Raw genomic sequence first — 26,281 nt, 5'->3', positions numbered from 1 at the left:
CACAAAATATTCCTCAAAATACATCAAAGAATTGACTTAATAAGCATATTTGTGCGCTTATCCGATAGAGGAGGGGATTTTTTTCGACCTTGCTTTGAAGAAAGCAAAGCTGGTTTAAAGTCCACTACCCCTTTATTTAATGTAAAATATTGTAGACCAACTCCGTCAGGATAGCCCCTTCGTCTTTTTGTCCACTCTCCACCCCTTTGGATTGTAAATCCGCCAGATGAAGGGCTTGTATACTACCCATCAGCTGTTGTACATTATACAAATGCAGGGCCTGCTTATACTCCCTGACCACGAAAGGAGGCAATCGAAGTACTTGGGCCAGTCCGGCCTCCGATTTATCCTGCTGACGGGAAGCAATTAATAATTTGGAGTAAAAACCAAATAGGACCGAAATCAGAGGAATCAAAGGGTGCTCTTTAGGATTCGCTGCAAAATACTGTGCAATTTTATTGGCTTTCAATACGTCTCTGGAGGCCAGGGCCCGCTGCATTTCGAATACATTATAGTCTTTGGAAATGCCGACATATTTTTCAATAAGCTCAGGCGTAATGTTGACCGGCCCTTCGAAGTTGGTCTGAATCTTAGCGATTTCATTGGTCAACCGATCCAAATCATTTCCAATATGCTCCGTCAATAAATAGCTGGCCTCTTCGGTAATGGTGCATTTCAAAGACTGAACATATCGGCCTACCCAAGCCGGCAGCTGATTATCGTACATCTTTTTGGCATCCACCACAATACCATATTCTTCAAAAGCCTTATAAATTGCTTTTCTCTTATCCAGAGATTTTCCTTTAAAACAGAAAACCAATATGGTAGAAGGGACCACCTGCTTCAAGTAATTCACCATCAGCTCTGAAGGCTCCTTATTGGTGAAGCCATTAATAGACTGTGCCTCTTTGACGATCACTACCTGACGCTCTGCCATCATGGGAAATCGCCTTGCCTGAGAAAGGATATCGCTCACCGCAACATCTTTCCCGTAAAGCACCATCTGATTGAAAGATTTTTCATGCTCCTGAAGGGCATTTTTTTCAATATAATCCGCAATCTGATCGATAAAATAAGGCTCATCGCCCTGCAGAAAGTAAACTGGGGCGTATTCTTTTTTCCGAAGTTGCTTCAGAACGTCCTCGGCTTTATATGGCATACAGGTAAAGGCTGAATTCAGACAAGTTTTTGAAGGGAACACCCCTCCTTAATTCACAAAAATAGCGGAAAGTAGGGCAATAGAAAATCTGTGGGGCAATAAAAAAGGAGCCGAAGCTCCTAATATATTTTATTTCCCCCGAACCATCATGGCGCAGGATTCGGAAACTGTTGATGCACGGCATTGATATCCGCCATGATCTCTTCCGTAATCTCCACATTAACAGTGGCAATATTTTCTCTTAACTGTTCCAATGTCGTGGCACCAATGATATTGGAAGTCAGGAAAGGACGCGTATTTACAAATCCCAGAGCCAATTGCGTAAGGCTTAAACCATACTTTTCGGCCACCTGAGCATAGCCTTCCACTGCCTGAACACATTGCTCCGAAGAATATCGGCTATAATGCGGCCAAATGGTGATTCGGGCATTCTCCGGCTTTTGACCATTCCGGTACTTGCCGGAAAGTACGCCAAAACCCAAAGGTGAATAAGCCAGCAAACCGGCCTGTTCCCGAATGGCAATTTCCGCATTACCGACTTCAAATGAACGGTTCAGCAAATTGTAAGGGTTTTGAATGGACATGACCCTGGGCATTTTTTTGCTGTTCGCTAAATGCAGATAATTCATAAAGCCATAAGGGGTTTCATTGGAAATGCCCACATAACGGATTTTCCCTTCGTAAATCAACTCCTGCATGGTCTCTAAAATACCGGAAAAGTCCGTCACATCATCCGATTGATGTTCATAACCCAATTGGCCGAAGAAGTTGGTGGAGCGATCCGGCCAATGCAATTGATACAAATCAATATAATCTGTCCCTAAGCGCTGCAGACTACCCTCTACAGCCTCCCGAATTTGTTGACGGGAAAAATCAGCGCCTCCACGGAACCATTTAAAATTTGGATTCGGACCCGCCACCTTCGAAGCTAATATCACTTTATCACGATTCCCGTTTTTCTTGAACCAGCTTCCGATTATGCGTTCGGTAGATCCCTGCGTTTCGGCCTTGGGAGGAATGGAATACAGCTCGGCGGTATCGAAAAAGTTCACCCCCTGATCCAGGGCGTAATCCATTTGTTCGTGGCCTTCTGCTTCAGAATTTTGTTGCCCGAAGGTCATGGTTCCTAAGCATATCTTAGACACCTTGAGCGACGTATTTCCTAATTTGGAGTATTTCATAAATTGATGAAGATTTAACAAGCGCTCAAATATACCAAGCAAATTAATTCCCACAAGGGAAAAAAAGTGCGACAGAAGACAATTATTATTGTTTTTTTATATGATTCAATACAGGAAAATGATCAGATTAACCCACCTTGAGGTTCTTGCCCACAAATGCACTTTTCGGATATGCCTATAATCCCCCTATTCCTCCCCCCTGTTGCAATCATTCGGGCAAAAGAGTGGTCTTTCAATTTATTCAGGCATAAATGACCGATCACACTATCACTAAAATCCTTTCGCTGCCAAATTCGAAACAGGTCACTGACTTTAATCCAGTAAACCGAATTATTCACCACAAAACTCATTATCCGGATTTAAATCATTTGTTTTCAGGCCGATAAGACCGTTCTTTTTCATTTATGGATAAACCAAATTTGGGCAAGTTTGCTTTCTCCTCATTCACCTGCTTCTTTGGAAAAAACTCGAAACAGAAAAACTCCTTTATTTATCCCGTTCTGCAGCTAAAGAAAAAATTAAGTGTGCATAATCCGGTTTAATCTCCCGGGATACGAAAATCATTAAGCAGACATTCGGATACCTTCGCGGGTCAACAATTTTTTTTAGAGGAAAATTTCAATATTATTGCCAGCACAAAAGAGCAAACGGCAGCCTAGTCGTTCAATTTTTTTGGAATTTTAATCAAATAAGACCTGAAACCATGAAAAAATCAAGCATAAAAATCGACGTTGAACTGGATGAAAACAACGTACCCGAAAAAATCCTTTGGGATGCCACAGACGGCCCATTTGATCAAATGCAGGAAACCCATGCCTTCAGCCTGTCGATCTGGGATCCGAATCAGCTGAATACGCTGCGAATTGATCTTTGGGACAAAGAAATGCCGGTAGATCAAATGAAACGATTTTGCATTGATACCCTTGGTGGCATGGCCCAAACCCTGCTCAACTCGACGGGAGACGAAGAAATGGCCAGTGACATCAAAGCCCTGGCAGATAAAATGATGCGCCGCCATATTGAAGAAATGGAAAACGGCAAGAAAGAAGCCTAGCCCAAATTATTCCCCTATATATTTAGGAGTTACACTAAAAAGCACTCTATTGTGCAATGGTGATGGATGCTACTGATTTCATAATAACCCAGGCTTAGGTGAATTGCCATTTTCCGGCTTTATCTGCTGCCTTGGGAAAAACTTAAAACAGGAAATTATTCCATCATTTTCCCCGGAAAACAAAAAAGGGATGAAGCTCCAACTTCATCCCTTTTTTATACGCAAGCCACGCGTGTCTATTTACAATGTCGCTAGGCGATCTTTGGCAATTTTAAATTCCGGAGCGATCTCCACTGCTTTTCCGATCAGCTTTTTAGCTTCTGCCTTATTGCCCTGAATAGATTCTGCTACTCCTTTCAGGTTATAAAGAACTGCTTCCATCGGAATGGTCACCTGGTTCCCCTCGGTACCCTCTACCTGAGCAGTATTTTTGATGTATTCCGCATCTGCTAACAGAATATCCACATTGGTTTCACATTCGGCATATTTCTTCAACTCCAGTTGCAAAAGAGCCAACTGATAAAGGGCCTCCTTCTCGGTAGTCTTTAAATACCAGGCCTCAAAAGCTTCGGCTGCCTTATCCTTCACCCCCAAATACTGTAAACCATACGCCTCAATTTGTAGCGCCGCCACATTATTCGGGTTAACCATTTTTGCATCTTTGGAAGCCAAAACGGCTGAAATCCACTGGCGTTGCTCAAAATAAATATTGGCCAGATTCACCAAAAGCGAATCATTCTGCGGATCAACAGTAATCAATCGGTAAAGGGCATCCTTGGCCACTCCCATGTCATTATACTGCATGGCACGGCGATAAACCGCATCATTAATATGATAAAAATCGGCAATATTAATTTTCGGAAGCTCATCTTGTGTATCTGTTGCTACCTCCTGTGCCTGCACGCCGTTCCATCCCAAAATCAAGGCGAACACCAATAATATTCTTTTCATAAAAAAAATTTTCTTTGAAGATAAGTGAAAAAATCACCCATCAGATAAAAATTAACAGTATTTAACAAGAAAAAAGGGGATCATACCCCTTTCCATTTATTTTGCGGCTTTCAGCCCCATTTCATCTCCTAATTTAATCATCAAAGCAAAAGCTTCTTCTTTGTCATTTTTGATTTCGCCTTCCAAAACTGCTTCTTTTATCGCATCCTTGATAAGCCCTACCTCACGGGAAGGTTTTAAATCAAAATATTCCATAATATCCTCTCCCGATACCGGTGGCTGGAAATTTCGTACCTGATCATTCTCCTCCACTATGCGCAGCTTTTCCTCCACAATGTCGAAATTTTTCAGATACTGTGTGACCTTACGCTCATTTTTAGAGGTAATATCCGCACGGCAAAGCATCATCAAACGCTCCAGGTCTTCCCCTGCTTCGAACAGTAAACGACGAAGGGCCGAATCCGTGATTTCCTCTTTCACCAATGGAATCGGACGAAGATGCAGGCGCACTAACTTCTGCACCATCTTCATCTTTTCATTCATAGGCAATTTCAGCTTACGGAAAATAGCCGGCACCATGCGTGCCCCTTTATCCTCATGCCCGTGGAATGTCCAGCCTGCTTTAGGGTGAAAACGCTTCGTTGGTGGCTTGGCGATATCGTGCAAAATCGCCGCCCAGCGCAACCAAAGGTCGTCACTCATTTCGGCCACATTATCCAACACCTGCAGCGTATGGTAAAAGTTATCTTTATGCTTGCGACCGTTTTTCACCTCCACACCCTGCAAAGCTACCATCTCTGGAAAAAACTGATGCAAAAGCCTGGACTGAAAAAGTAATTTGAAGCCGTAAGAAGGGTTTTTGGCCAGAATCATTTTGTTCATTTCATCCGCTATGCGTTCGCGGGAAATGATCGACAAACGTTCCGAATTTTTGCTCAGAGCAAAAAAGGTATCCGCGTCAATATCAAAATTAAGCTGAGTAGCAAAACGCACCGCGCGCATCATCCGCAGAGGATCATCCGAAAAAGTAATGTCCGGATCTAGCGGCGTACGGATAATCTTTCTTTCGATATCCCCCATACCGTCAAAAGGATCAATCAAATCCCCGAAATGATCGGCATTCAGACGGATCGCCATGGCATTGATCGTAAAATCCCGACGATTCTGATCATCTTCCAAAGTACCGTCTTCCACTATCGGTTTGCGGGAGTCACGGTTATAGGACTCCTTACGCGCCCCCACAAACTCTACCTCCCAGTCGCCATCTTTCAGCATGGCAGTACCAAAGTTCTTGAAAACATTCACTTTCACATTTCCAACGGCCTTGGCCACCTCCTGTGCCAGTTCAATACCTGAACCCACACAAACAATATCTATATCTTTACTCGGACGATTTAATATAATATCGCGTACAAATCCACCAATCACATAGGTTTCTACCCCCAAAGCATCTGCGCACGCACCGATTTTAGCAAAAATCGGAATTTGGTCTAAATATGACTTATAATTCATTGAATCCCTTTTGGATACTAAAGATCTTTAATCTTGATGTCCCCATTGGTCCCCATGGCCACTTCCCGGCGCTTAAAAGGGAACCGCAGACTATCATCCTGCAAAATTAACAGATTCTGCTCAGCCTGCAACCATGCCTGCCCGGATATTCCTCCTTTCAGCTCCACCAACACCAAGGGGTGCTGCACTCTGGCCAGCGCACCAAAATGTTCGGCTTTCATAAAAAAGGCATTTAAGCGATCGTCTTCGGCCATCATCCCTGCAGGCACATTACGCCCTCCATTTAATCTCAGTGCCACCGGCCGATCGGTAAATTCCAGAATATCCAGCGAGGTCTCCGGAACTTCATGAAAATAAATATTCAACAAGCCGATCTCATTGACCAGTAAATAGCATTGATCCGCAGAAAAGCCGCCTTGCTGCTGTAGCCTTTCAAACAGCGCGAGTTCTTTTAATGAAAAAACCAAACAACTCTTCTTTCCCTGAGAAATGGTCCAGACTTTATTTTTCCAATCCCGATTTTGTCTTATTTCCATTTTGCAAAAATAAAAAAGATCGCCGGTAAAGCGATCTTTTTTTTAAATGCATAAGCCATTCTTAGTAGAATAATTCTTCTTTATAGAAGGCCGGACACGGTAAAGATTTGTAATGATCCTTACTTCGTTTCAATGGATGGCGTTTGATCAGGATTTTGATCGAAAGCTCATGCGCTCCACCAAAACTTTTGGAACCTGTTCCCCCTAAGCCGAAATCATAAGAGTAACCAAATTCAAAAATATCGTAAGTCAGTCCCATTGTGAACACAAAAGCCTGATTGTTCGTCACGGCCTCCGGATAAATTGGAATAGGCACCCCTCGGTACCAGAGACCAATGGTTACGGATAGTGGTAATACTTTACCCCGGCGGAAAGCGTTTCAAAATCCCCCTGACGTTCATACATCAAACTTGGAGAAAAAGCCAGACTACGCAATTTGGCATTAAATACGTTCTGCTTTACCTTGAAATTCCCTCCTACTGCGAAAGTATATTTAATCGGAATAGTTCCTGTACCATCTTCCTGAAAAGTCAAGGTAGGCGTTGCCAAATGGTAAACCGCCGCACTGAACCAATAATTTCGAGTGTACACCAACAAGCCCGTGTTAAAATCGAAGATATTATGCATCCCCAACTCATTCTTGATATTAGGCGGGATGGGTTGCACCCCATTATTATCTGAAAACAGCAATTTATCCATATCCAGGCTTCTGTTTCCCGCCACAAAGGAGAGTCCGGGCCGAACAATCAACTTATTCTGAATGCGTAGCATATAAGAATACATAAAGGCCATCTGATTGGTGGATAGATTGGCGGTACCAATTCTATCCGAAGAGGCCATTACCCCAAATCCGGAATTCAGTTTGCGGACATTATAATCCCAGGAGACCGCATGGGTTTGCACCGCTTGCGGAAGCTGTGGCCACTGAATCCTGTTATTCATCGTTATCCGATGATAAGGGGTAGCCCCTACAAAAGCAGGGTTAACATAAAAGGGCGCGTTATAAAATTGAGAGAACATAAAGTCCTGCCCCTGGCAATGCTTGTCAATAAAAATCAATGACAGGCATATAAATATAAAGCGTAAAATTCGATGCATAGGATGATGTTGGTTTGGGCTGTACAAGGCGCCCCTAGGCTTCATTAACCATATATATTTTGATTAGTTAATCTAAATAAGAGGCTAAAAGTACCACACAGCGGCCTTATCCCTTAAAGCTGTTGCCGGCTCACACGAAACATTACATCGAAATATCTGTGTCCAAATCCCACAAGAAAACTTCTTTTGTTCGTGTTTAGCGTACTTACTGCATTATACGGTCTGAAATATTAGAAAAAACACAAAGTCTTTCTAATAATAATCAAAAAAATAATACAGAAAAGTCAGAAACAGCACTCATGAATGAAAAAAGAGAAAATTTCCTTTTTGTCCAATAAATATCAAAATATTTACATGAAATATCCCTTTTGCCATTCAAGGTTCAAAAAAAATCATTTTCCATCTAAAATCATTGATTTTTATCCAGAATTTGCAAAATTCTTACAAGGTTTTTTGATTTTTCGTCTTGCCTATAAATTTTTATAATCGCATCTCAATAAGAAGGTAAAGCCAAATCGTATACACTGACAGAAAATCTTGACTAAAAAATTTTAAATAAAGTACATAAAAAAAGGCTACCAATAAATTTGGTAACCTTTTTTTCTTTAGCATTATCCTGACTTAATTCACTGGCAAAAAGGCGTAATCTTTCCCATATTCCAGCATCTGCTGAATAAAATCGTCCGGGTAAGAAATTTCAACATCTTTAATTTCATCACCTTCTTTGATAACCGTATACTTTGGCTGAATAAAGCCTCCATAAGGCGCACTATCCAAATGTGCATAGCGATCAATCACCTCCTGATAAATCCTGGCGTCTACTTGTACACCATAATTTTCAATTAAGGCTTGTCCAGCTTTATAGTCTCCCTGAGATTTAATGCGTTGCACTTCATTCAGCAACTGCCCCAACAGGGTACGCATTTTTTCATAATCATTAATCACAAAGAAGGTTTTACCATCGCGCTTTTCTTCCGTCACGACGCCTTCCGCCTGCCCTTTTTCAAAAATCCAATGAGAAATCATGGCGCGGTTACGCATGTGCGCTTGTTCAATGATCGCTCCCGGCTCCAGGCGGCGCAATTGGAGCATCATGCCGTTTCTCATAAATGCATCATAAGCCGCTTTTCCAACTTCCAGATTCGGAATCACGCCAATGTCCACCAATTTCTGATCCATCAGATAATAAAGCGCCACCAAATCTGCCCGGGCCTCTTCTAAAGCATCTGAATAGTTTTTCAGTGTTTCTTTAGGCGTGCCTACCCCTTGCTCCAATTGACCGGAAGCGTGACCAATCACCTCATGCAAAGCGGTGCGCATATTATTCGATAGAACGCCATATTTAATCGCACGCTCTTTTTCCTCCTGTGACCAGGCAAATTCATCCAGCATTCCGGGACCGCCGGCTTCTTCGTAAGCATTCTTGATATTCCCTAAAGAAACCGCCTTCGAGCCATATACTTTTCGAATCCAGTTTGAATTTGGCAAATTCACCCCTACCGGCGTGGAAGGAGCTGCATCACCAGACTCCATGGCAGCATTCACTACTTTATAGGAAATCCCCACTACTTTTGATTTTTTATGAGCCTTATCAATTGGGGAATGATCTTCAAACCACTGTGCATTTTCCGCCAAAGCCGCCATGCGGGAAGAGGCCTCCGGATCTTTGATTTCGATGATGGATTCAAAGGAGCCGCGGTAACTCATCGGATCATTGTATACTTCAATGAAACCGTGAATCATATCGACATCTCCTTCAGTGGCCTTGGTCCAGGCTACTGAGAAATCATCGAAAGTCTGCAAGTCACCGGTCTGATAGTACTGAATCAAAAGCGACAACCATTCTTTCTGCCCTTCATTCTCCGCAACCGTTTTGGCCTTCTCCAGCCAATACACCATTTGCTCCAGGGACTCCGAATACAAGCCGCCTACTTTGTAGAATTTCTCCACAATTTCCCCATTCTCTTTCACCAGCTTGGAGTTTAATCCAAAACTCAATGGTCGATCCGGGTTGGGGCTTTTCTTGGCTTTATAAAATTCCTCAACCTCCTTTTGCGTGATATCATCTGCGTACATATTCATCGCAGAAGACTGAATCAAATCGGTCTTAGGATCAGCACTCACCCGCTTATTGTCTATATCCGAGAAAATCACTTCCGCAATAAAAGAGACGAAATCCGCCTTCGATTTCCCATTTAAAGGCAACTGATCCTCCGAAATATTGGCCAATAAACCTTCGAAATACGCCTGAGAACAGGCCGGTTTCAATTTATCGGAAGAATAATGATGGTGGATACCGTTGGAGAAGAATACCCGCTTGGCATAGGTTTCAAATCCTTTCCATTCTTCCGTATTTTTATCCATTCCTTCCGCCGACAAAATGGCTTCCAGTGTTTTGCGCACTGACAGGTTGTGCTTATAGTTCTGATCGTAAATAATATCGCGCCCGGCCAAAGCGGCCTGAGAAAGGTAATATACAAATACTTTTTGCTGCTGGCTAAGCGCTTCAAATCCCGGTACTTTATAGCGCAAAATGGATAAATCCGCAAACTGATCCACTTTATATTTAAAATCCGAAGCTTCCTCCGCCACTTCCGTGCTGGCTTTATTTTCCGGAGTATTCCCGCCACAGGACTGCAAACCCACCAAAGCGGCCGCCAATCCAAGGGTGATAAAAAACTTATTCATAAAGGTTATGCATTAATTATATTGGTCACCAATGACCTTAAACTCAATTCTTCTATTTTTTTGACGATTGACATCAGAGTCATTATCCACCACCGGCTGATCCATGCCGTAGCCTTTATAACGAAGCCTGTTGGCATCAATATTTTCCGACACCATGAATTCATAAACCGCCTTTGCTCTGTTTTTTGACAACTCCTTATTATAATTGGCATTTCCGACATCATCCGTATGACCGGAAATTTCCATGACCAGCTTCGGGTTTTCTTCCAGGAATTTCACTGCCTTCATCAACTCTGACTTAGACTCTTCACGCAATTGGTAGGAATCCGAATCAAAAAAGACATTTTCCAGTCGGGTAACCGTTCCAGTACGGATCGGCTCCAGGTAAATATCCTGATGCACCGGCTTAGGCGTTTCTCCTTCTACCCTTTTATAATCGAATGGAATAGATTTATACAAATAGCCTTTACGGGAAACAAACAAAGCATATTGCTCTCCCTCGGTCAGTACAATTTGGTAGCCCCCATTCTCGGGATCTGATACCACGGTATTAATCATGGTATTATTGGCCACATTATACAGCTCCACTTTTGCATCCAATGGTTGCTTGGTGTCTAGATCAAAGACGGTACCGGCCACATAGCTGCTTCGGTTCGGAATGCGCTGATCTTCCGGAATATCAAAAGTATATAGTTTGGATTCCGGATGCTCTCCATGCAAATCATCTATAGAGATATAGCCCGTAGTTCCGGTGGCATTCACTACCAAAGAGGACTGATCTTTATGATCATTAATCGGATACCCCAGGTTTTTCACTTCCCCCCAGGTGCCATCAGATTTTCTATCGGAATAGAAGAAATCATAACCGCCCATACCTTTATGCCCATTGGAAGAGAAATACAAGCGCTGCCCATTCACATGAATAAAAGGCCCGACTTCATCTCCATTCGTGTTGATTTCTTTCCCTAAATTGGTAGCGGGCGTCCAGATGCCTCTCGGCGTACGGTAGGTCACAAATAGGTCTCGCTTCCCAAAACCTCCCCGGCGATCAGAGACAAAATACAATTCCCGCCCATCTGCACTTAAGGCTGGCTGAGATTCCCAGGCACTTGAATTGACCGTTTTCCCCAGATTCTCCGGTTCACTCCATTCTTCTCCAACTTTATAGGTCACGTATAAATCACAGCTCCCGAAGCTCTTTCTTTCTCCACTGCAAGAGGTAAAAATCAACATTTTCCCATCCGAGGAAATAGTGCAAGTCCCTTCATTCATCTCGGTATTGATCCGGTCAGAAATAGACACCGGATCCGACCAGCTGCCGTCTTCCCTTCTATTACAAATCACAATATCTTCCGTATCTGTGCGGCCATTGCCAACCCGACGTGTAAAAATCAAGGTTTTTTCATCCACTGTAACTACCGGAAAATATTGCAAAGCAAACTGATTCACATTGGTGTCCATCTCCTTTGGCACAAAGGGCACCGGTTCGCTCATTAATTCCTTCGCATAAGCCGCACACTCCATCACCCATTCGGTTTGCTTTGCTTCCCGCTCTGGTGGCCGGGCCTGCATATGCATTTTCCCCATGGCCAAAGCATCATCATATCGCCCTTCATTAAAATAGACACCGGCCAATTTACCATAGACTTTAGCGTATTTCGGGTTGCCATTCGCTATGGTGGCCACTTTCTCTAAATGTTCCTTTTCATATTGAGGCTTACGGTATAAACTATAGATACTCGCCAGACGAAGGTGAGCCTCAATGAAATCCGGATCTTTCTTCAGGGCATCAAAAAGCTTTCGCTCTGCTTCCGGAAACTGTCGGGCCTTCAGCAGGACTGTTGCCTGGTCATAAAGTTTAATTGCTTTTTTGGAGGAAGTGGAAAATCCCTGATGTCCCTGGGCATAAAGGTTTATGCCTCCGAATAACATCAACGTGATAATCGCAAATATTTTTCTAATCATAATTTTGTTAATGCTGGCTATTGAAAATTAGTGCCATAATGCCGTTGAAACGGAAATATAAAGAATAATACAGAGCTTGTTCCTGAATAAACTAAAAATAATGAAGATTTCTCATTAATTTGAAAGGCCGAAAAAATATCCTTTTTCAGCAAAGAACAACAAAACCTTTGACTTTAACATCTTATCCAATATGCCTCAATTATTTTTTGTTCCGGGCCCTTCGGCCACCTATTTTACGCTGGAAGATCACCTCAAAAGTGCTTTAAAAGAACAGGTCATGGCGATCAGTCACCGCTCCCAGGCTTTTAAGGATTTATACCAAAACACCCAGGAAAATTTACGTTCGCTACTTGAAATTCCGGCAGAATATGAAATCGTTTTCACCACTTCTGCAACCGAAGTATGGGATCGTATGGCCGAAAATTTAGTAGACGAAACCAGCCTTCACTTCGTGCATGGTTCTTTTTCGGACAAATGCGCTAAAGCCTTCCAACGATTAGGGAAAAAAGCGGAAATCATCACCGCGGAGGCAGGAAAATGCGCCAAATTCGAGGGGGCCAATATCCGGCAAACTCCGGAATTAATCCACTTCACCCTTAATGAAACGGCAACAGGGGTAAAACACCCTTATGCGGATATGCAAAAAGCCCGTGAGCAATTTCCAAACGCACTAATGGCACTGGATGTGGTGTCGGCCACCCCAACCACTCCTATAGATTTTCAGCAATTTGACTCCGTTTATTTTTCGGTACAAAAATGCTTCGGTTTGCCTTCCGGTTTGGGTGTATGGATAGTAAGTCCTAAAGCCATTCAAAAGGCCGAGCAGTTAACTGCCGATGGAAAAGTTTACCCAAGTTACCACCCGCTGTTAGAATTAGTCGAAAAAAGCAAGGTCTATCAAACCATAGAAACGCCCAATACATTAAACATTTACCTTTTGGGGAAAGTCGCGGAGGATATGTTGCGCAAGGGCGTAACACAAATCAGAAGAGAAGCGCTTTATAAAAAGACCCTTTTGCAAAAGCTTTTCACGGATCACCCCCAGCTCAGCCCTTTGGTTACTGAAGCAGACCTACAATCCGACACGGTCGCGGTGGCCAATGTAGAGGGTGGTTCCGCCCCATTGATTGAATACCTCAAAAGTAAGCAAATGGTCATTGGTGCGGGTTATGGTAAGGCCAAAGCCTCCCAGATCCGGATTGCCAACTTCCCGACTCATTCTAAGGAGCAAATTGAATATTTGGTAGATTTAATAATGGAGTGGCGTATCTAATCCATTAATTTCTATGATATGGACCCTGTCCGAAAGCAACTGCAGGCGAAAAGGATAGGGTCCATAATACCACCATTCCTTCTCCGGGTTTTGAGGATCCACCTCCACTCGAATCGGCTTACCGAATTTTTCCTCTACATAAAGATCCATATCCCCCAGGCTGATTCCTGAAAAATTAAGGCTACTCCTAGAGGCAAAACCAATCCATTTTATTCTCTTTAAGCGATCGTTTTCTAAAAATAACACCACCCGATTACGGCCGTCTGAAATCACCCATTTATCCGGGCTGGTTTCTTTATAATCCACTTCTGCCAGATAGGAACGCAAGGCAGCCTTGGACAGGCCGATCACCAAATCATCCCCCAAACGCAGGCATTCGGCACAATCATCAGAATAATCCGGTGAGTTCCCACATTGTAATCGTCCTTCCTGATACAAAAACTGATGACCAATATTAGCACTCCAATTCATATCATAGACCGGCATTCGGGTATACATTCTGTCGTTCACTAACTTATTGGAGACTTTCAGGAATTCATCGTTCAGACCATCAATATGAAAACTGAATTTAAAATTTTTCCTTTGAGCATCTGAATAAAAAAAGAGAGAATCCCTTGCAATGGCATAATAATATTGCTGCTCATAGAGATGGTTCATGGTGGAACGATCAAAATAAACTCCGAAAAAATTCCCCTCGGCAAAGACACATTCCAGGTAAGTGGTTTTATCGCCACCGCTCCAACCGCCCTGCAGCAGCCTGTGAAAATATCCCTCCTCACTCCATAAATGAGCAGTATTTTTTTGAAAAGAAACAGATGCTATTTCGGAAACCCTCATATTGGTGGGACATTCTTGGTAAATAATACCGTCCAAAAATACCTGATCCTTCCTTAATAAGACCGCAATCATTTCTGCACTATCTAAATCTGCCCTCCACGATTGAGAAAAAGCCTGCGGCTTAAAACCGAGCCATAAAAGAAAAAAAATGAGATATGATGGAGAGTGCTTCAATGTAATTAATCTGTTTTTGATTCAAAATATAGGACATTCAAATACAACAGACCACTGTTTCAGGGGGAAAATGAGGGCTCTCAATACAATTTAACCGCGCTCTAAAATTAATCTAATTGCGATGAAAAAAGGCGAAAAAAATTAATCCCTTTCTCACTACAGCCGGACTAGCAAATTATCAGTCCGTTTGATATTTATAGTTTTCAGCCCAAAATAATTCAATGATATGCACCCGCTCATCACGGATCTGGATTCTAAAAGGGAATGGATCATAATGCCACCATTCGGCATTAGGCAATCGATCTATTGAAACCACTTTAGATGGTTTTCCAAACTTTTTTTCCACATAAGTCTGAACATCTCCCAAATAAACTTCTGAAAAATGGTATTTGCCGCTTCCGGCCACCCCCACCCAGCGCAAGCGATTCAGGCGGCCATCTTCAAATTCCAAAACAATTCTGCTTTGCTCATCATTAAGGATCCATTTATCCGGTGCCTTTTCATGCAAATAGGTCGTATCAACATTTTGCTTTAAAAAACGAGCCGACATTCCCATCACCAAATCTGCACTCAATTGTAAACAGGCATCGCAACTCTCTGGTGTTTCCGGATAATCACCGCATAGTAATTTTCCATTTTTTTGCGCAAAACGGTTCACGTTCTCGCCCAGCATAGAGGTCATAACGAAATCCGTTCGATCATATTTTAAATCACCAAACTGTTTACTGCGAAATTTCATGAAGGAGTCATTCAGCTCCAGAATCTTCAGCACCCATTTCAGGCGACTTTTGTCTTCCGCAGAATATAGGTAAAGGGAATCCCCTAAAATTTTATAATAATAAAATTGTTCAAAAAGGCGCTTTCTGCTTTCGGAATCATAGTAAATACCTCCGAAACGCTCCTCATCAAAATAACCCTGAAGATAAGTATGAGGGCTTGTGCGTGTCCAGCCTCCAACAATATCTCTTCGCCATACAAACTCTTGAGAGAATAAATGAATTTCTTTGTTTTTTCTGAAATCAACGGAAATAATCTGAGAAAAATCAACGGTATCCGTTGTGACTGACTGCGCATCAAAAAAAAGCCTGAAGCCTTCCTTATCCACCAAATCCCTTATGGCCGAAGTATCAATCTCAGAAGGAATTGATTGTCCATGAGTAAAATGGATGAACCAAAAACTCAAAAAGAAAAAAACAGGGATCTTCATTCGAAAATTCATCCAGCAAAAATTAAAGAAAACGGCTGCGCAACTTAAAGACGGAAAGATAAAGGAAAGAAAAAATTACACCAAATTGTTAGACTTAAATTACCATCTTATGTAAACTTCATTAACCCGGATTATTCATGCTTCAATCCTCTTTTAGCTGCAAGGCGGGAAAAATGAAGGAATAGTCTCCTATTTCGAGTTTTTTCCAACGAAGCAGATGAATGAGGAGAAAGCAAGCTTGCCCAAATTTGGCCTATGAAAAAATCAGTAAAATGAGTCTACTGAGTTGATAATAAATCAGTTAAGGTGAATTACTTAATTTAGCGGTGAATAATTCGGGTTAAAGGTTTTAATTAAAAATCAACATTCAAAAAAAACACGGCCCTGAAAGAACCGTGTTTTTATATATTATTGAATACTGACTTAACTGATCATGTTTCCGGCTTCTGCCGCCTCGGAAGGCTCCATAAATCTCAGAGATCCGTCTTTGGTCTCCGCCATTAAGACCATTCCTTCCGACTCAATCCCCATCATCTTACGTGGGGCCAGGTTCACCAATACGGCTACTTTTTTACCCACCACCTCTTCCGGTGAAAAATGTTGAGCAATACCGCTCAAGATCGTGCGTTCTTCAAAACCTACATCCACTTTCAGCTTCAATAGTTTTTTAGATTTCTTCAATTTCTCCGCTTCCAGGATATGCCCTACGCGGATGTCCAAATTCATGAAATCATCGAAGGTACACAAATCCTTAGAAGGCTCCACCGGCGCATTTGCCGCCTCATTCGCTTTCTTCGTATCTTCCAGCTTCTGCACTTGTGCGTCGATTACCTGATCTTCCAATTTCTCGAATAATAACTGTTGCTTATTAATTTGGTGGCCATCGGCTAAGATGTCTAATCTACCCGCATCTGCCCACTTTAAGGTATCAATGTTCAACATCTCCACCAATTTCTGCGCAGTAAATGGTAAGAATGGCTCCGCCACGATGGACAGATTTGCGCAAATCTGCAAGGCAATGTTCATAATGGTTTCAACGCGAGCCGGATTTTCTTTCTGCAATTTCCATGGCTCGGTATCTGCCAGATATTTATTCCCCAAACGCGCCAATTCCATCATCGCCTGCAATGCTTCGCGGAATTTATATTTCTCTAAAGAAGCACCCACACGCCCAGGAATAGCTTCCATCGTCGCGATGGTTTCCTTATCGATCGCCTCTAAAGTTCCACGTGCCGGAATTTTCCCCTCATAATATTTATTGGTCAACACTACCGCACGGTTCACAAAGTTCCCAAGGATAGCCACCAATTCGGAATTATTTCTCGTCTGGAAATCTTTCCAGGTGAAATCATTGTCCTTGGTCTCGGGCATATTTGCACACAAAGTGTAACGCAATACATCCTGCTTATTCGGAAGATCTTCCAAATATTCGTGCAACCAAACTGCCCAGTTTCTGGAGGTAGAAATTTTATCGCCCTCCAGGTTCAGGAACTCATTCGCCGGTACATTTTCCGGAATATTATAAGTTCCGTCCGCCTTCAGCATGGATGGGAAGATAATACAGTGAAATACGATATTATCCTTACCAATGAAGTGTACTAATTTGGAGTTATCGCCTTTCCAGTACTCTTCCCAGTTTTGGTTATTTTCAGTCGCCCAGTCTTTAGTCGCCGAAATATAACCGATTGGGGCATCGAACCAAACGTACAACACTTTTCCTTCAGCACCTTCTACCGGTACAGGAACACCCCAATCCAAATCACGGGTTACCGCGCGAGGCATCAAACCAGCATCCAACCAGGACTTACATTGCCCGTAAACATTGGATTTCCAGTCTTTATTTTGCTCCAAAATCCACTCCTTCAACCATGGCTCATATTGATCCAATGGCAAATACCAGTGTTTGGTTTCTTTCAAAACAGGTTTCTCACCGGAAATAGTTGAGCGAGGGTCGCCCAATTCTCTTGGAGACAAAGTGGATCCACACTTTTCACACTGATCACCATAGGCATCCGGATTACCACAGTTCGGGCAAGTACCCATGATGTAGCGGTCGGCCAGAAACTGATTGTTTTTCTCGTCGTAGTACTGTTCGGAAGTTTGCTCTACAAATTTCCCTTCCTCGTACATTTTTTTAAAAAATTCCGAAGCCGTTTCTGCATGCGTTTTACTGGAAGTACGAGAGTAAATATCGAAGGAAATTCCGAAATCTTTGAAAGCATTCTTAATGATTCCATGATACTTATCTACTACCTGCTGTGGCGTTACGCCTTCTTTTTTGGCACGAATCGTGATCGGCACGCCGTGCTCATCACTTCCACAAACGAAAACTACATCGTCACCTTTTGAGCGCAGATAACGTACAAAAATATCCGCAGGAACATAAACCCCTGCTAAGTGCCCGATGTGCACTGGTCCGTTGGCGTACGGTAAAGCCGCCGTAATGGTATATTTGGATTGCTTTGTCATAGCGTATTTAAAATTCGCCCCAAAGATAAGCTTTTTTTGAAGGGGATAAATGATCACAGGCAGCAAATTGTATTTTACCTACGACAATTCAGCCGAATTATTCAAGCATGCCCTTTATTTTGATTTATTTCCACTTATCGGACAGAAAGTTATCGCCTTTCCGGCAAAAAAATAAGTGCTAGACATTCAAGGAAATTTTTAAAAAAGTAAGTCGCTAAAAAATCAGTTGTAAGATCATCTCTTTGATATTATCTATAAGCAATGAATCCCCTTATTTCAAGGCATTTTAGGCAAAATCCAAATTTCACATCAATGGAGCGTGTTTAAAAGCAGACCATCCGGCTGCAAATATTGGCTTTAAATCACACTCTTAAAAACCCTGGATTGGCTGCAGGGCCGAAAAAATAAAGGAATAAAGCCCTATTGCTATTTTTTTCCGCAAAGCAGAGGAACGCATGGAAAGCAGTTTTACTCAAATTTGGACTATTAATATCCAAAGCCAAACATCTGTAATGAATTGATAACAAAGACCATGAGGAGCGTCAATAAATCCAGGGAGGAATAATTCGGCTTATGATGGCCTGATAAGAATTGAAGCAATCGCATTTTTGTTTTTTATTTTTTAACTTTTGAGCACAATAAACACCAATAATATGGAATGGAAAAAGCATTTTGAGACTGATAGATTGAAACTGAGACCATTCGTAGAAAAAGATCACGAACCTTTTACCGATTTGGTAGAGGACCGCAAGGTGGTTCGATTTCTTTCCATGCCAACTTTGGAGCATTTAAAAAGTACGAAGCACCTAAAGGATTATACTTTATTCAAAACCCCGGAAGGTAAAGAAGGCCTGACGCTACTGATCAGGAAAAAAGAAGACGGCGAATTTGTGGGGATTACCGGTCTTCGCCCAAATGATGACCCGGATACTTATCATTTTTTCTGTGCGCTACAGCCTGCCTACTGGCTAAAGGGCTATGCCAAAGAAGCCGGACAAGTGGTGTTCCGCTATGCCTTTGAAGAAATGAATGCAAAAGTTATTAAAGCAGGTGCAGAGGGCAGCGATATTGCCTCTGTTAATTTCCTGAACAGTATGGGCATGCGCATGAACACCTTGGCCAAGCCCTCATTGAAGTCTACCATTAAACCTTTTGAATTAAAAAAAGAGGACTACGGCAAGCGGCATTAATCATTAAGGAGAGGTATTTTATCAAACCTAAAGGTACAGGCAACTGTGCCTTTTTTATTGTCTGATAAATCAAGGTTAGCTTCAATTTCATCCCTGAACAGCCATTTTCAAAGATATTTCACCCAAATGAAATAACACCTTTTCAATACATTAGAGATGGTCTTCCTGATTGATTAACCATCTAAATTGAGGGAAGCTTGCTTTCTCCCCACTTATTTACTTCGCTGGGAAAAAACTGGAAATAAAATAAACCCTTTACATTCCTGCCTTGCTGCTAAAGGAGGATTAATGCATGAATAATCATGGCTAATAGAACTCAATCACTGCGGAAACCCTTTTCGTCACCCCACCCCCTGATTAAAATCGTGTTAAAAAGTAAAAATTCTTAGTGAAAATTTGATTATTGCAGAAGCAATAAAGGATTATATTGAGAGAATAGCATCGCTATTGTTAAGACATTATCCTAAATCGCTTCCAATAATTCGAAATTTGCAGCCGGGTGGTGTGCTTTTAAACATGCTCAAAATGACCATAGAGCATAAAGCCCTGTTTCAGTTAGAAAATACAAAAAAAATCGCGGTTTAATGCTCTAATTTCAAATCACAATTAGCCTGAGCATCGGTAATGGTAGCTCCTAATTTCTCATAGAAAGCTTCCGCCGGAGCATTGCCCTTAGTCACTTGCCAGCGCAAACTTTTGCAGCCTTCGGCTTTGGAAACATTTATGACTGCCTCCATTAAACTTCTCCCCAGGCCTGCTCCACGAAGGCTATCTTTAACAAAGAGATCGTCCATGTACATGCATTTCCCCACCCAGGTATGATAAGTAATAAAATAGGTAGCATATCCGGCAAGCGTTCCGTCTTCGGATTCTACAACAAATCCACGAACATAATCCTGCTCCGCTTCCATGGTAGCCACTGTATTCAACATTTTATCGGAAGCATTTTCAAAGTCGGCCAAGCCTTGAAACAACTCAATCAAAGCAGGAAAATCATTAGGTTCGATAGGGCGAATTTCGTAGTTCATATCCTTTATATAAAAAACCAAAAAACAATGAATAATAAAAACACCACCGCATAGGTAATATAGGACTGCACCTGCTTTCCTTGCAGATTCGCCAAGCCCCGGCCCAGGCCTTCACTCAATTCACCAAGACCCTTCACCAATCCATCTACAAAAAAGCGATCAAACATTTTAGTGCCCTGTGCGAGGATCACCCCAAAAACGCCTAAACCATTGATGATGCTATTGTTCAAAGATTCCAGCCAGGCAAATGCCTTAGAAGATCTCACCGTTAAACCGGCAACCCCATCCACCATACCACTCATAATTTTTTGATCGAACCAATGCAATCGGTAAGCCCATCGCAAACTTCGGATCATAAAATGCTTTCGGTAAAAGCGATCCATATAAAAGTTGTTTAGCGAGTAGTAGCCCAATTTACTTTGAGGTCTGCGATGCACATAATCTTCCCAGATTTTTTCATCGCGTCCATACTTATTATAAGCATACAAAATGCCCCAAGCGCAGAGAGCACCGCCAAAAATGGAATGAACGTCAAATGCTCCCGACCAGACAACTGCCATCCACTCAGTAAAACAGTCGCGGGTCTTTCAAAAGCATGGTAAAGCCAGGTGGCATGCCCGTCGAATGGATTGAGTCCATAGACAAAACTGATCGACATAACAGCTAAAATGCCTACCGGCACCGTTTTTTTCCAGGAAGGATCTTTCAGATTATCATAACAAGGACAAGCGGCCTGACATTTGCTCAGTACCCTGGACTTTGACCAAAAAACCAAATACCATTGGCGCGCCATATAAAAGGCGGTTAATACTGCGGCAGCAAAACCAAGGAAAGGAATGGCCCAGGCCCATACATGCCCATGTGCTGACATATTTGAAGCCCATTCCCAGGAAGCCATCAGAATCGCATCCTTTGACATAAATCCGGAAAAAAACGGAAGCCCGATCAGGGCTGCGGCGCAAATGACATATCCCGCATGGATCAAAGGCATACGGCGCATTAAATCACCCATCTGTCGCATGTCCTGCGGATCAAAATGAACCGGAATGGACAATTTTTTACACTGATACTGGAAATGATGCATGGCGTGAATCACCGCACCCACGGCCAAAAATAAGCCGGCTTTGAAGAAGGCATGCGTTACCAAATGAAATAGCGAGGCTTCATAAGCGCCCACGCCCATTCCTAAAACCATATAGCCCAATTGGGAGCTGGTGGAATAAGCCAACACTCTTTTGATATCAAATTGATTCAGGGCGGAATAAGCTCCCTGAATGGCGGTTATGGCTCCAATTACCGCGACTACCATCAATACTTCAGGAACTAATAATGGAAATACTCTTGCTAAAAGAAAAATTCCCGCCGCCACCATGGTTGCCGCATGGATTAATGCGGAGACCGGCGTTGGCCCCTGCATGGCATCCGGCAACCAGACTTGTAAAGGAAATTGAGCAGACTTGCCCACCGTACCCATAAAAATTCCCAGCCCAGCTACGATCAACCATACCTCAGGAATTTGATTAATGATTGCAGGATTGGAAAAAATTTGGGACAATTCAGCAAAACTTAAAGTATGGAAGTAAGCCCAAAGAATCATCAGTCCCAGCAAAAATCCCATATCCCCTACCCGGTTGGTCAGGAATGCTTTTCTATTGGCATTCGCCGCCAATGGCCGCTCAAACCAAAAGCCAATCAACAGGTAAGAGGAAAGCCCTACCAATTCCCAGCCCATAAAAAGGAGCAGCAAATTATCCGCTATCAGAATCACAAGCATACTGAAAGTGAATAGCCCCAGATAGCCATAATAACGCGCATAATATTTTTCCCCCTTCATATAGTTCATAGAAAACACATGGACCAAAAGGGAAATTAAACTCACGACCAACAGCATCACCACCGACAGCTGATCCAGCAGCACTCCAAAATTCAGGGAGTAATCCCCCACACGGAACCAATGCCAGTTTCCCTCTAAGGTATTATTGGGAAACACCTGAAGGAAAATATAAATGGATAATAGCAAAGAGCCACTGATGGCCGAGATCGCAATTTTATCGCTGATCGTCTCTTCCAGTCTTTTGGAAAAAAAAGCAATAGCCAAAAAAGAAAGCAATGGCAGAACCGTTGCCAGCAAAGCGGCATAAATCGCGGGGTGAATGGGTGCTATAGTTTGAATGGCTTCCATTAATTAAAATCAATATCGACAGTGCGCAAGTGATGGTACAATTTAAAAACAATGGCCAGAGCGATGGCAATTTCTGACACGGCAATCACCATGACAAACATGCTGAACATTTGCCCCTTGAGGCTTGGATCATACTGAGAAAAAGCTACCATATTCAGGTTGGCAGCATTAAGGATTAACTCCACCCCCATCAACACCACAATGGCATTTTTTTTCATCAGAATGATCATCAACCCGATGGCGAACAATATCGCAGACAAAATTAATATATGACTTATTGGAATCATTTCTTATATCATTAACATGCGCCAGATCACGGACAATAAAACCAAAACCAGCGAGGCTGGCGTTAAATATTTCCAGGCGAAGATCATGAGCTGATCCACCCGAAGGCGAGGATAAGTCCAGCGTACCACCATCTGAAAAAAGATCACTACCAATGCCTTGGATAATATCCAAAAACCTCCCCAAAGATGTCCAGAAAGTGTTCCCGGCTCCCCTGAAGTCCACTCGGCAAGTGGCAAGCCTCCGATATTGGGCAATGGGGTATTCCAGCTTCCAAAGAAAAGTACGGCCATCAGAATAGACATCAACAGCATCATACCATACTCTCCTAACATCAACATGGCGAATTTGAATCCGGAATACTCTACATTATATCCAGCGATCAATTCACTCTCCGCCTCCGCCAAATCAAATGGTGCCCGATTGGCTTCAGCCAAAGAGGCAATGAAAAATATCAGCGCTACAGGAATTAATACCGGCGCACGGAAAATATTCCAGGTCAGGAATCCGCCATACTGACTCACTTCTATTCCCAAGGCTTTGATCCCAAAAAGATAGCTTTCCTCCTGCCCTGCCGAGGCAGCGAAAATTCCCTGCTGAAAAGAGATGGCCTGCAGATCCAGTGTCTGACATACACACACTACCGCTAAAACGCACAGTCCCATGGGCACTTCATAGCTGATCAATTGAGCAACAGATCTTTCCGCTCCAAAAAGCGCATACTTATTATTGGCTGCCCAACCGGCGATCAAGATGCCCACCACATCAAAAGTGATGATAGTCAACAAATAAAAAACGCCTACCTGAGCGCCTGCCCCTGTCCAACCGGAGGTTAGCGGCAGAACGGCAAATCCACTGACGATCGCAGAAAAGACAATAATGGGAGCTAAGGGAAATAATTTTTTATCCGCGCGTGCAGGCGTAATGTCTTCCTTCATTAATAGCTTCAGGACATCGGCGATGGTTTGCAATAAACCGAACTTTCCGGTGTCCATCGGGCCCATCCGATCCTGAATAAATCCGGCAATTTTTCGCTCGGCATAAATCCCCACTACCGCAAAGGTGAGTAGAAAAGGCAGATAAAATAAAAAGGTAGTGATTTCCATACTTATTTTTTAGCCAGGTAAGTACCGGCCACCAAAGCGACCAACAACATGATGGCGATTAATTCAAAGGGCAACAGAAAATCGGTCATAGTAGCAATTCCCAATTTACGAATACTTCCTTCGGCCAAAGCCGTTTGGTCGATCCACGGACGATTCGCCCATTCAAATTGAGAAAATATCAAACCGAGGAAAGTGCTCAATCCGGTACCGACCAAAAGAGACGATAACACATTCCGGTTTTGGGTCAGAATAGGCTCTCCCTTCAACTTTGTGGTCAACATTACTCCGAAAATCATCAACACCAGTATTCCACCGATATAAATCATGATCTGAGCGATGCCGATAAAATCCGCCCCCATTAATACATAAAGTGCAGCCACACCGAAAAGACTCACCAAGAGCGAGAAGGCGGCATAAAGCACATTTTTTGTCAGTAAAATATTGAGTGCTGATACCAGCACCAATGCGGAAAAGCCATAAAAAATCAGGCTATAAAAATTGATCGCTTGCATTCGATTCTATTTCGCGGACTTGCCGCCCTATTTCTTAAAGCTAGGGATTTTAGGTTTGGCCACCGGCTTTTTAGCCACATTTTGTGGTCCCTCTTGCTCCCCTTCTTTTTCAGTTAAAATTTTATTTGGTTCCGTCGCCTTTGACGTCGGAATCTTCGGTTTTATCACCGGCTTCTTCGCCACATTCGAGGCGCCCGGAATCTTCGGCTTCAATGCCGACGCTTTGCTGTCCGCTACCGGTTTTTCCGCAGCAGCTCCACCAATCTTCGGTTTTATCACCGGCTTCTTCGCCACATTCGAGGCACCCGGAATCTTCGGCTTCAAGGCCGACGCTTTACTGTCCGCTACCGGTTTTTCCGCAGCAGCTCCACCAATCTTCGGTTTTATCACCGGCTTCTTCGCCACATTCGAGGCGCCCGGAATCTTCGGCTTCAAGGCCGACGCTTTGCTGTCCGTTACCGGTTTATCCGCAGCAGCGCCTCCTATCTTCGGTTTTATCACCGGCTTCTTCGCCGCATTCGAGGCACCCGGAATCTTTGGCTTTAAGACCGCCGATTTGCTGTCCGCTACCGGTTTATCCGCAGCAGCTCCTCCGATCTTCGGTTTTATCACCGGCTTCTTAGCCGCATTCGAGGCACCCGAAATCTTTGGCTTCAAGGCAACCGATTTGCTATCCGCTACCCGATTATCCGCAGCAGCTCCCCCGACCTTCGGTTTTATCACCGGCTTCTTTGCCACATTCGAGGCACCCGGAATCTTTGGTTTCAAGGCCGACGCTTTACTTTCCGTTACCGGTTTATCCGCAGCAGCTCCTCCGATCTTCGGTTTTATCACCGGCTTCTTCGCCACATTCGAGGCGCCCGGTATCTTCGGCTTCAAGGCAGACGCTTTACTATCCGTCACCGCTTTTTCCGCAGCAGCTCCGCCAATCTTCGGTTTTATCACCGGCTTCTTCGCCGCATTCGAGGCACCCGAAATTTTCGGTTTCATTGCCGCTGGTTTTTGCTCCTCATACACCTGCTCCCCATCTTTTGCTACCTTAGGTTGCACGATCGGTTTCTTAGGCACTGCTGGTTTAAGTGCGGCCGGCTTCATAGCCGAAGCTTCTCCATTGGGGGATTTTGGTGGTAAAGCGACAGGCTTGACCACTGCTTTTTTAGCTGCAGGCTTTGGCACACTAACCTTAGGTGCCGCTGCAGGAATTTTCACAGCAGGTTTCTTCACAGAAGTTGGAGAAGGCTTTGCACTTTTTGCTGCCGCCTTTTCTGCTTGTACCTTTTCCCAATTCTCTTTTGCCTCCATGATTTCTAATGGTGTCATGGTCGCAAAAGGAATGTTATGCTCTTCAAAATCAAAAGCCGAATAGTCATATTCCGGCAGCATCGTCAAACACTCCGTCGGACAAACGGAAGTACAGAGGCCACAGAACATACATTTGGCCATATCAATATCAAACTTGGCCAAATGCAAGCGGATGGAAGAGCCGTCCGAAGTTTTACCTAATTCTTCCGCCGATCGAATGGACACGATATCTATACAATCCACCGGGCAAACTTTCGCACATTTGTCGCATACAATACAGTCCTCTTCTTCCAAATCAAGCTTGTATCGCCCGTTTACAGGTACTTCAAGCTTCTCGTGCGGGTATTGCAAAGTCACCAAACCTTCCTTTTGATCGAAATAACCTTCCTGATCAATCCCCCGGTTATCATGAGACTTCGTGGCCTTTGAAAAGTGACTGATGGTCAAGCCAATCCCTTCCTTTAGCGTGGAAAAAGTCTCCTTAATATTGGTCCAATATGTATTTGATTGTTGTTTTCTCATGGATTTTATGGAACGGAAACAGAAACCGTAACACCAAAATTACACTGAAT

The 26,281-nt window shown here is 43.2% G+C and carries 22 protein-coding genes; 3 read left to right on the top strand and 19 right to left on the bottom strand.

Annotated features, from left to right (window positions below):
• Nucleotides 1-136: 136 nt before the first annotated feature.
• A complete protein-coding gene (holA, locus tag NG22_RS04925; protein WP_053404690.1) occupies nt 137-1,159 on the bottom strand; it encodes a DNA polymerase III subunit delta in 1,023 nt (340 codons plus the stop codon).
• Nucleotides 1,160-1,305: 146 nt separating this feature from the next.
• Nucleotides 1,306-2,340: an NADP(H)-dependent aldo-keto reductase gene (locus NG22_RS04920; protein ID WP_053406885.1), complete on the bottom strand. Its 1,035-nt coding sequence runs from the start codon at nt 2,338-2,340 to the stop codon at nt 1,306-1,308.
• A gap of 703 nt (nt 2,341-3,043) precedes the next feature.
• Here NG22_RS04920 and gldC point away from each other — a divergent pair.
• A complete protein-coding gene (gldC, locus tag NG22_RS04915) occupies nt 3,044-3,394 on the top strand; it encodes a gliding motility protein GldC (protein WP_053404689.1) in 351 nt (116 codons plus the stop codon).
• 240 nt (nt 3,395-3,634) lie between these two features.
• Here the strand turns inward: gldC and NG22_RS04910 are convergent, their stop codons facing one another.
• From NG22_RS04910 to NG22_RS04875, 7 genes are all read right to left on the bottom strand, one after another.
• On the bottom strand, nt 3,635-4,345 hold the full coding sequence (locus tag NG22_RS04910; protein WP_053404688.1) for a hypothetical protein: 711 nt from the start codon (nt 4,343-4,345) through the stop codon (nt 3,635-3,637).
• Nucleotides 4,346-4,441: 96 nt separating this feature from the next.
• Complete coding sequence (locus NG22_RS04905) at nt 4,442-5,857, bottom strand: CCA tRNA nucleotidyltransferase (RefSeq protein WP_053404687.1); 1,416 nt, start codon at nt 5,855-5,857, stop codon at nt 4,442-4,444.
• Between the two features lie 17 nt (nt 5,858-5,874).
• On the bottom strand, nt 5,875-6,393 hold the full coding sequence (locus NG22_RS04900; RefSeq protein WP_053404686.1) for a hypothetical protein: 519 nt from the start codon (nt 6,391-6,393) through the stop codon (nt 5,875-5,877).
• A 61-nt stretch (nt 6,394-6,454) separates the two neighbouring features.
• On the bottom strand, nt 6,455-6,709 hold the full coding sequence (locus NG22_RS04895) for a type IX secretion system membrane protein PorP/SprF (protein ID WP_053404685.1): 255 nt from the start codon (nt 6,707-6,709) through the stop codon (nt 6,455-6,457).
• A gap of 23 nt (nt 6,710-6,732) precedes the next feature.
• On the bottom strand, nt 6,733-7,491 hold the full coding sequence (locus NG22_RS04890; RefSeq protein ID WP_172674324.1) for a PorP/SprF family type IX secretion system membrane protein: 759 nt from the start codon (nt 7,489-7,491) through the stop codon (nt 6,733-6,735).
• A 621-nt stretch (nt 7,492-8,112) separates the two neighbouring features.
• The gene (locus NG22_RS04880) at nt 8,113-10,179 is read right to left on the bottom strand and encodes a dihydrofolate reductase (RefSeq protein ID WP_053404682.1); all 2,067 of its coding nucleotides are present in this window, start codon (nt 10,177-10,179) and stop codon (nt 8,113-8,115) included.
• Nucleotides 10,180-10,191: 12 nt separating this feature from the next.
• Nucleotides 10,192-12,144 carry an OmpA family protein gene (locus tag NG22_RS04875; protein WP_072159036.1) on the bottom strand — a complete coding sequence of 651 codons (1,953 nt, stop codon included), beginning with the start codon at nt 12,142-12,144 and terminating at the stop codon, nt 10,192-10,194.
• 190 nt (nt 12,145-12,334) lie between these two features.
• Between NG22_RS04875 and NG22_RS04870 the strand changes: the two genes are divergently transcribed.
• On the top strand, nt 12,335-13,417 hold the full coding sequence (locus tag NG22_RS04870) for an aminotransferase class V-fold PLP-dependent enzyme (protein WP_053404680.1): 1,083 nt from the start codon (nt 12,335-12,337) through the stop codon (nt 13,415-13,417).
• Here the strand turns inward: NG22_RS04870 and NG22_RS04865 are convergent.
• The 3 genes from NG22_RS04865 to metG all read right to left on the bottom strand — a co-directional run bounded on the left by NG22_RS04865 (nt 13,394) and on the right by metG (nt 18,131).
• Complete coding sequence (locus NG22_RS04865; RefSeq protein WP_053404679.1) at nt 13,394-14,326, bottom strand: hypothetical protein; 933 nt, start codon at nt 14,324-14,326, stop codon at nt 13,394-13,396. The genes NG22_RS04870 and NG22_RS04865 overlap by 24 nt on opposite strands.
• A 280-nt stretch (nt 14,327-14,606) precedes the next feature.
• Nucleotides 14,607-15,647, bottom strand: coding sequence for a hypothetical protein (locus tag NG22_RS04860; protein WP_053404678.1), 1,041 nt, complete (start codon nt 15,645-15,647; stop codon nt 14,607-14,609).
• A 411-nt stretch (nt 15,648-16,058) separates the two neighbouring features.
• Nucleotides 16,059-18,131: a methionine--tRNA ligase gene (gene metG, locus NG22_RS04855; protein WP_301280971.1), complete on the bottom strand. Its 2,073-nt coding sequence runs from the start codon at nt 18,129-18,131 to the stop codon at nt 16,059-16,061.
• A 626-nt stretch (nt 18,132-18,757) separates the two neighbouring features.
• Between metG and NG22_RS04850 the strand changes: the two genes are divergently transcribed.
• Entirely contained in the window at nt 18,758-19,294 is a 537-nt protein-coding gene (locus NG22_RS04850; protein ID WP_053404677.1) for a GNAT family N-acetyltransferase, read from the top strand.
• A 581-nt stretch (nt 19,295-19,875) separates the two neighbouring features.
• On the opposite strand, the gene NG22_RS04840 is transcribed toward NG22_RS04850, so the two are convergent.
• From NG22_RS04840 to NG22_RS17340, 7 genes are read right to left on the bottom strand one after another with little or no spacing between them, the layout of a single operon-like run.
• Complete coding sequence (locus tag NG22_RS04840; RefSeq protein ID WP_072159187.1) at nt 19,876-20,322, bottom strand: GNAT family N-acetyltransferase; 447 nt, start codon at nt 20,320-20,322, stop codon at nt 19,876-19,878.
• 5 nt (nt 20,323-20,327) lie between these two features.
• Nucleotides 20,328-20,705, bottom strand: coding sequence for a hypothetical protein (locus NG22_RS04835; protein WP_053404674.1), 378 nt, complete (start codon nt 20,703-20,705; stop codon nt 20,328-20,330).
• An 11-nt stretch (nt 20,706-20,716) separates the two neighbouring features.
• A complete protein-coding gene (locus NG22_RS04830) occupies nt 20,717-22,504 on the bottom strand; it encodes an NADH-quinone oxidoreductase subunit L (RefSeq protein WP_053404673.1) in 1,788 nt (595 codons plus the stop codon).
• The gene (gene nuoK / locus NG22_RS04825; RefSeq protein WP_053404672.1) at nt 22,504-22,791 is read right to left on the bottom strand and encodes an NADH-quinone oxidoreductase subunit NuoK; all 288 of its coding nucleotides are present in this window, start codon (nt 22,789-22,791) and stop codon (nt 22,504-22,506) included. The genes NG22_RS04830 and nuoK overlap by 1 nt, the downstream gene beginning before the upstream one ends.
• 3 nt (nt 22,792-22,794) lie before the next feature.
• The gene (locus tag NG22_RS04820) at nt 22,795-23,895 is read right to left on the bottom strand and encodes a complex I subunit 1 family protein (protein WP_053404671.1); all 1,101 of its coding nucleotides are present in this window, start codon (nt 23,893-23,895) and stop codon (nt 22,795-22,797) included.
• A 2-nt stretch (nt 23,896-23,897) separates the two neighbouring features.
• Nucleotides 23,898-24,407, bottom strand: coding sequence for an NADH-quinone oxidoreductase subunit J (locus NG22_RS04815; protein WP_053404670.1), 510 nt, complete (start codon nt 24,405-24,407; stop codon nt 23,898-23,900).
• A 27-nt stretch (nt 24,408-24,434) separates the two neighbouring features.
• Complete coding sequence (locus NG22_RS17340; RefSeq protein WP_072159035.1) at nt 24,435-26,231, bottom strand: 4Fe-4S binding protein; 1,797 nt, start codon at nt 26,229-26,231, stop codon at nt 24,435-24,437.
• Nucleotides 26,232-26,281 lie beyond the last annotated feature (50 nt).

The sequence above is a fragment of the Persicobacter sp. CCB-QB2 genome (assembly GCF_001274635.1).
Classification (GTDB): Bacteria; Bacteroidota; Bacteroidia; order Cytophagales; family Cyclobacteriaceae; genus Persicobacter; species Persicobacter diffluens.
Note: the sequence above shows the minus strand (reverse complement) of the source record. Positions and strands in the feature narration are given on the sequence as shown.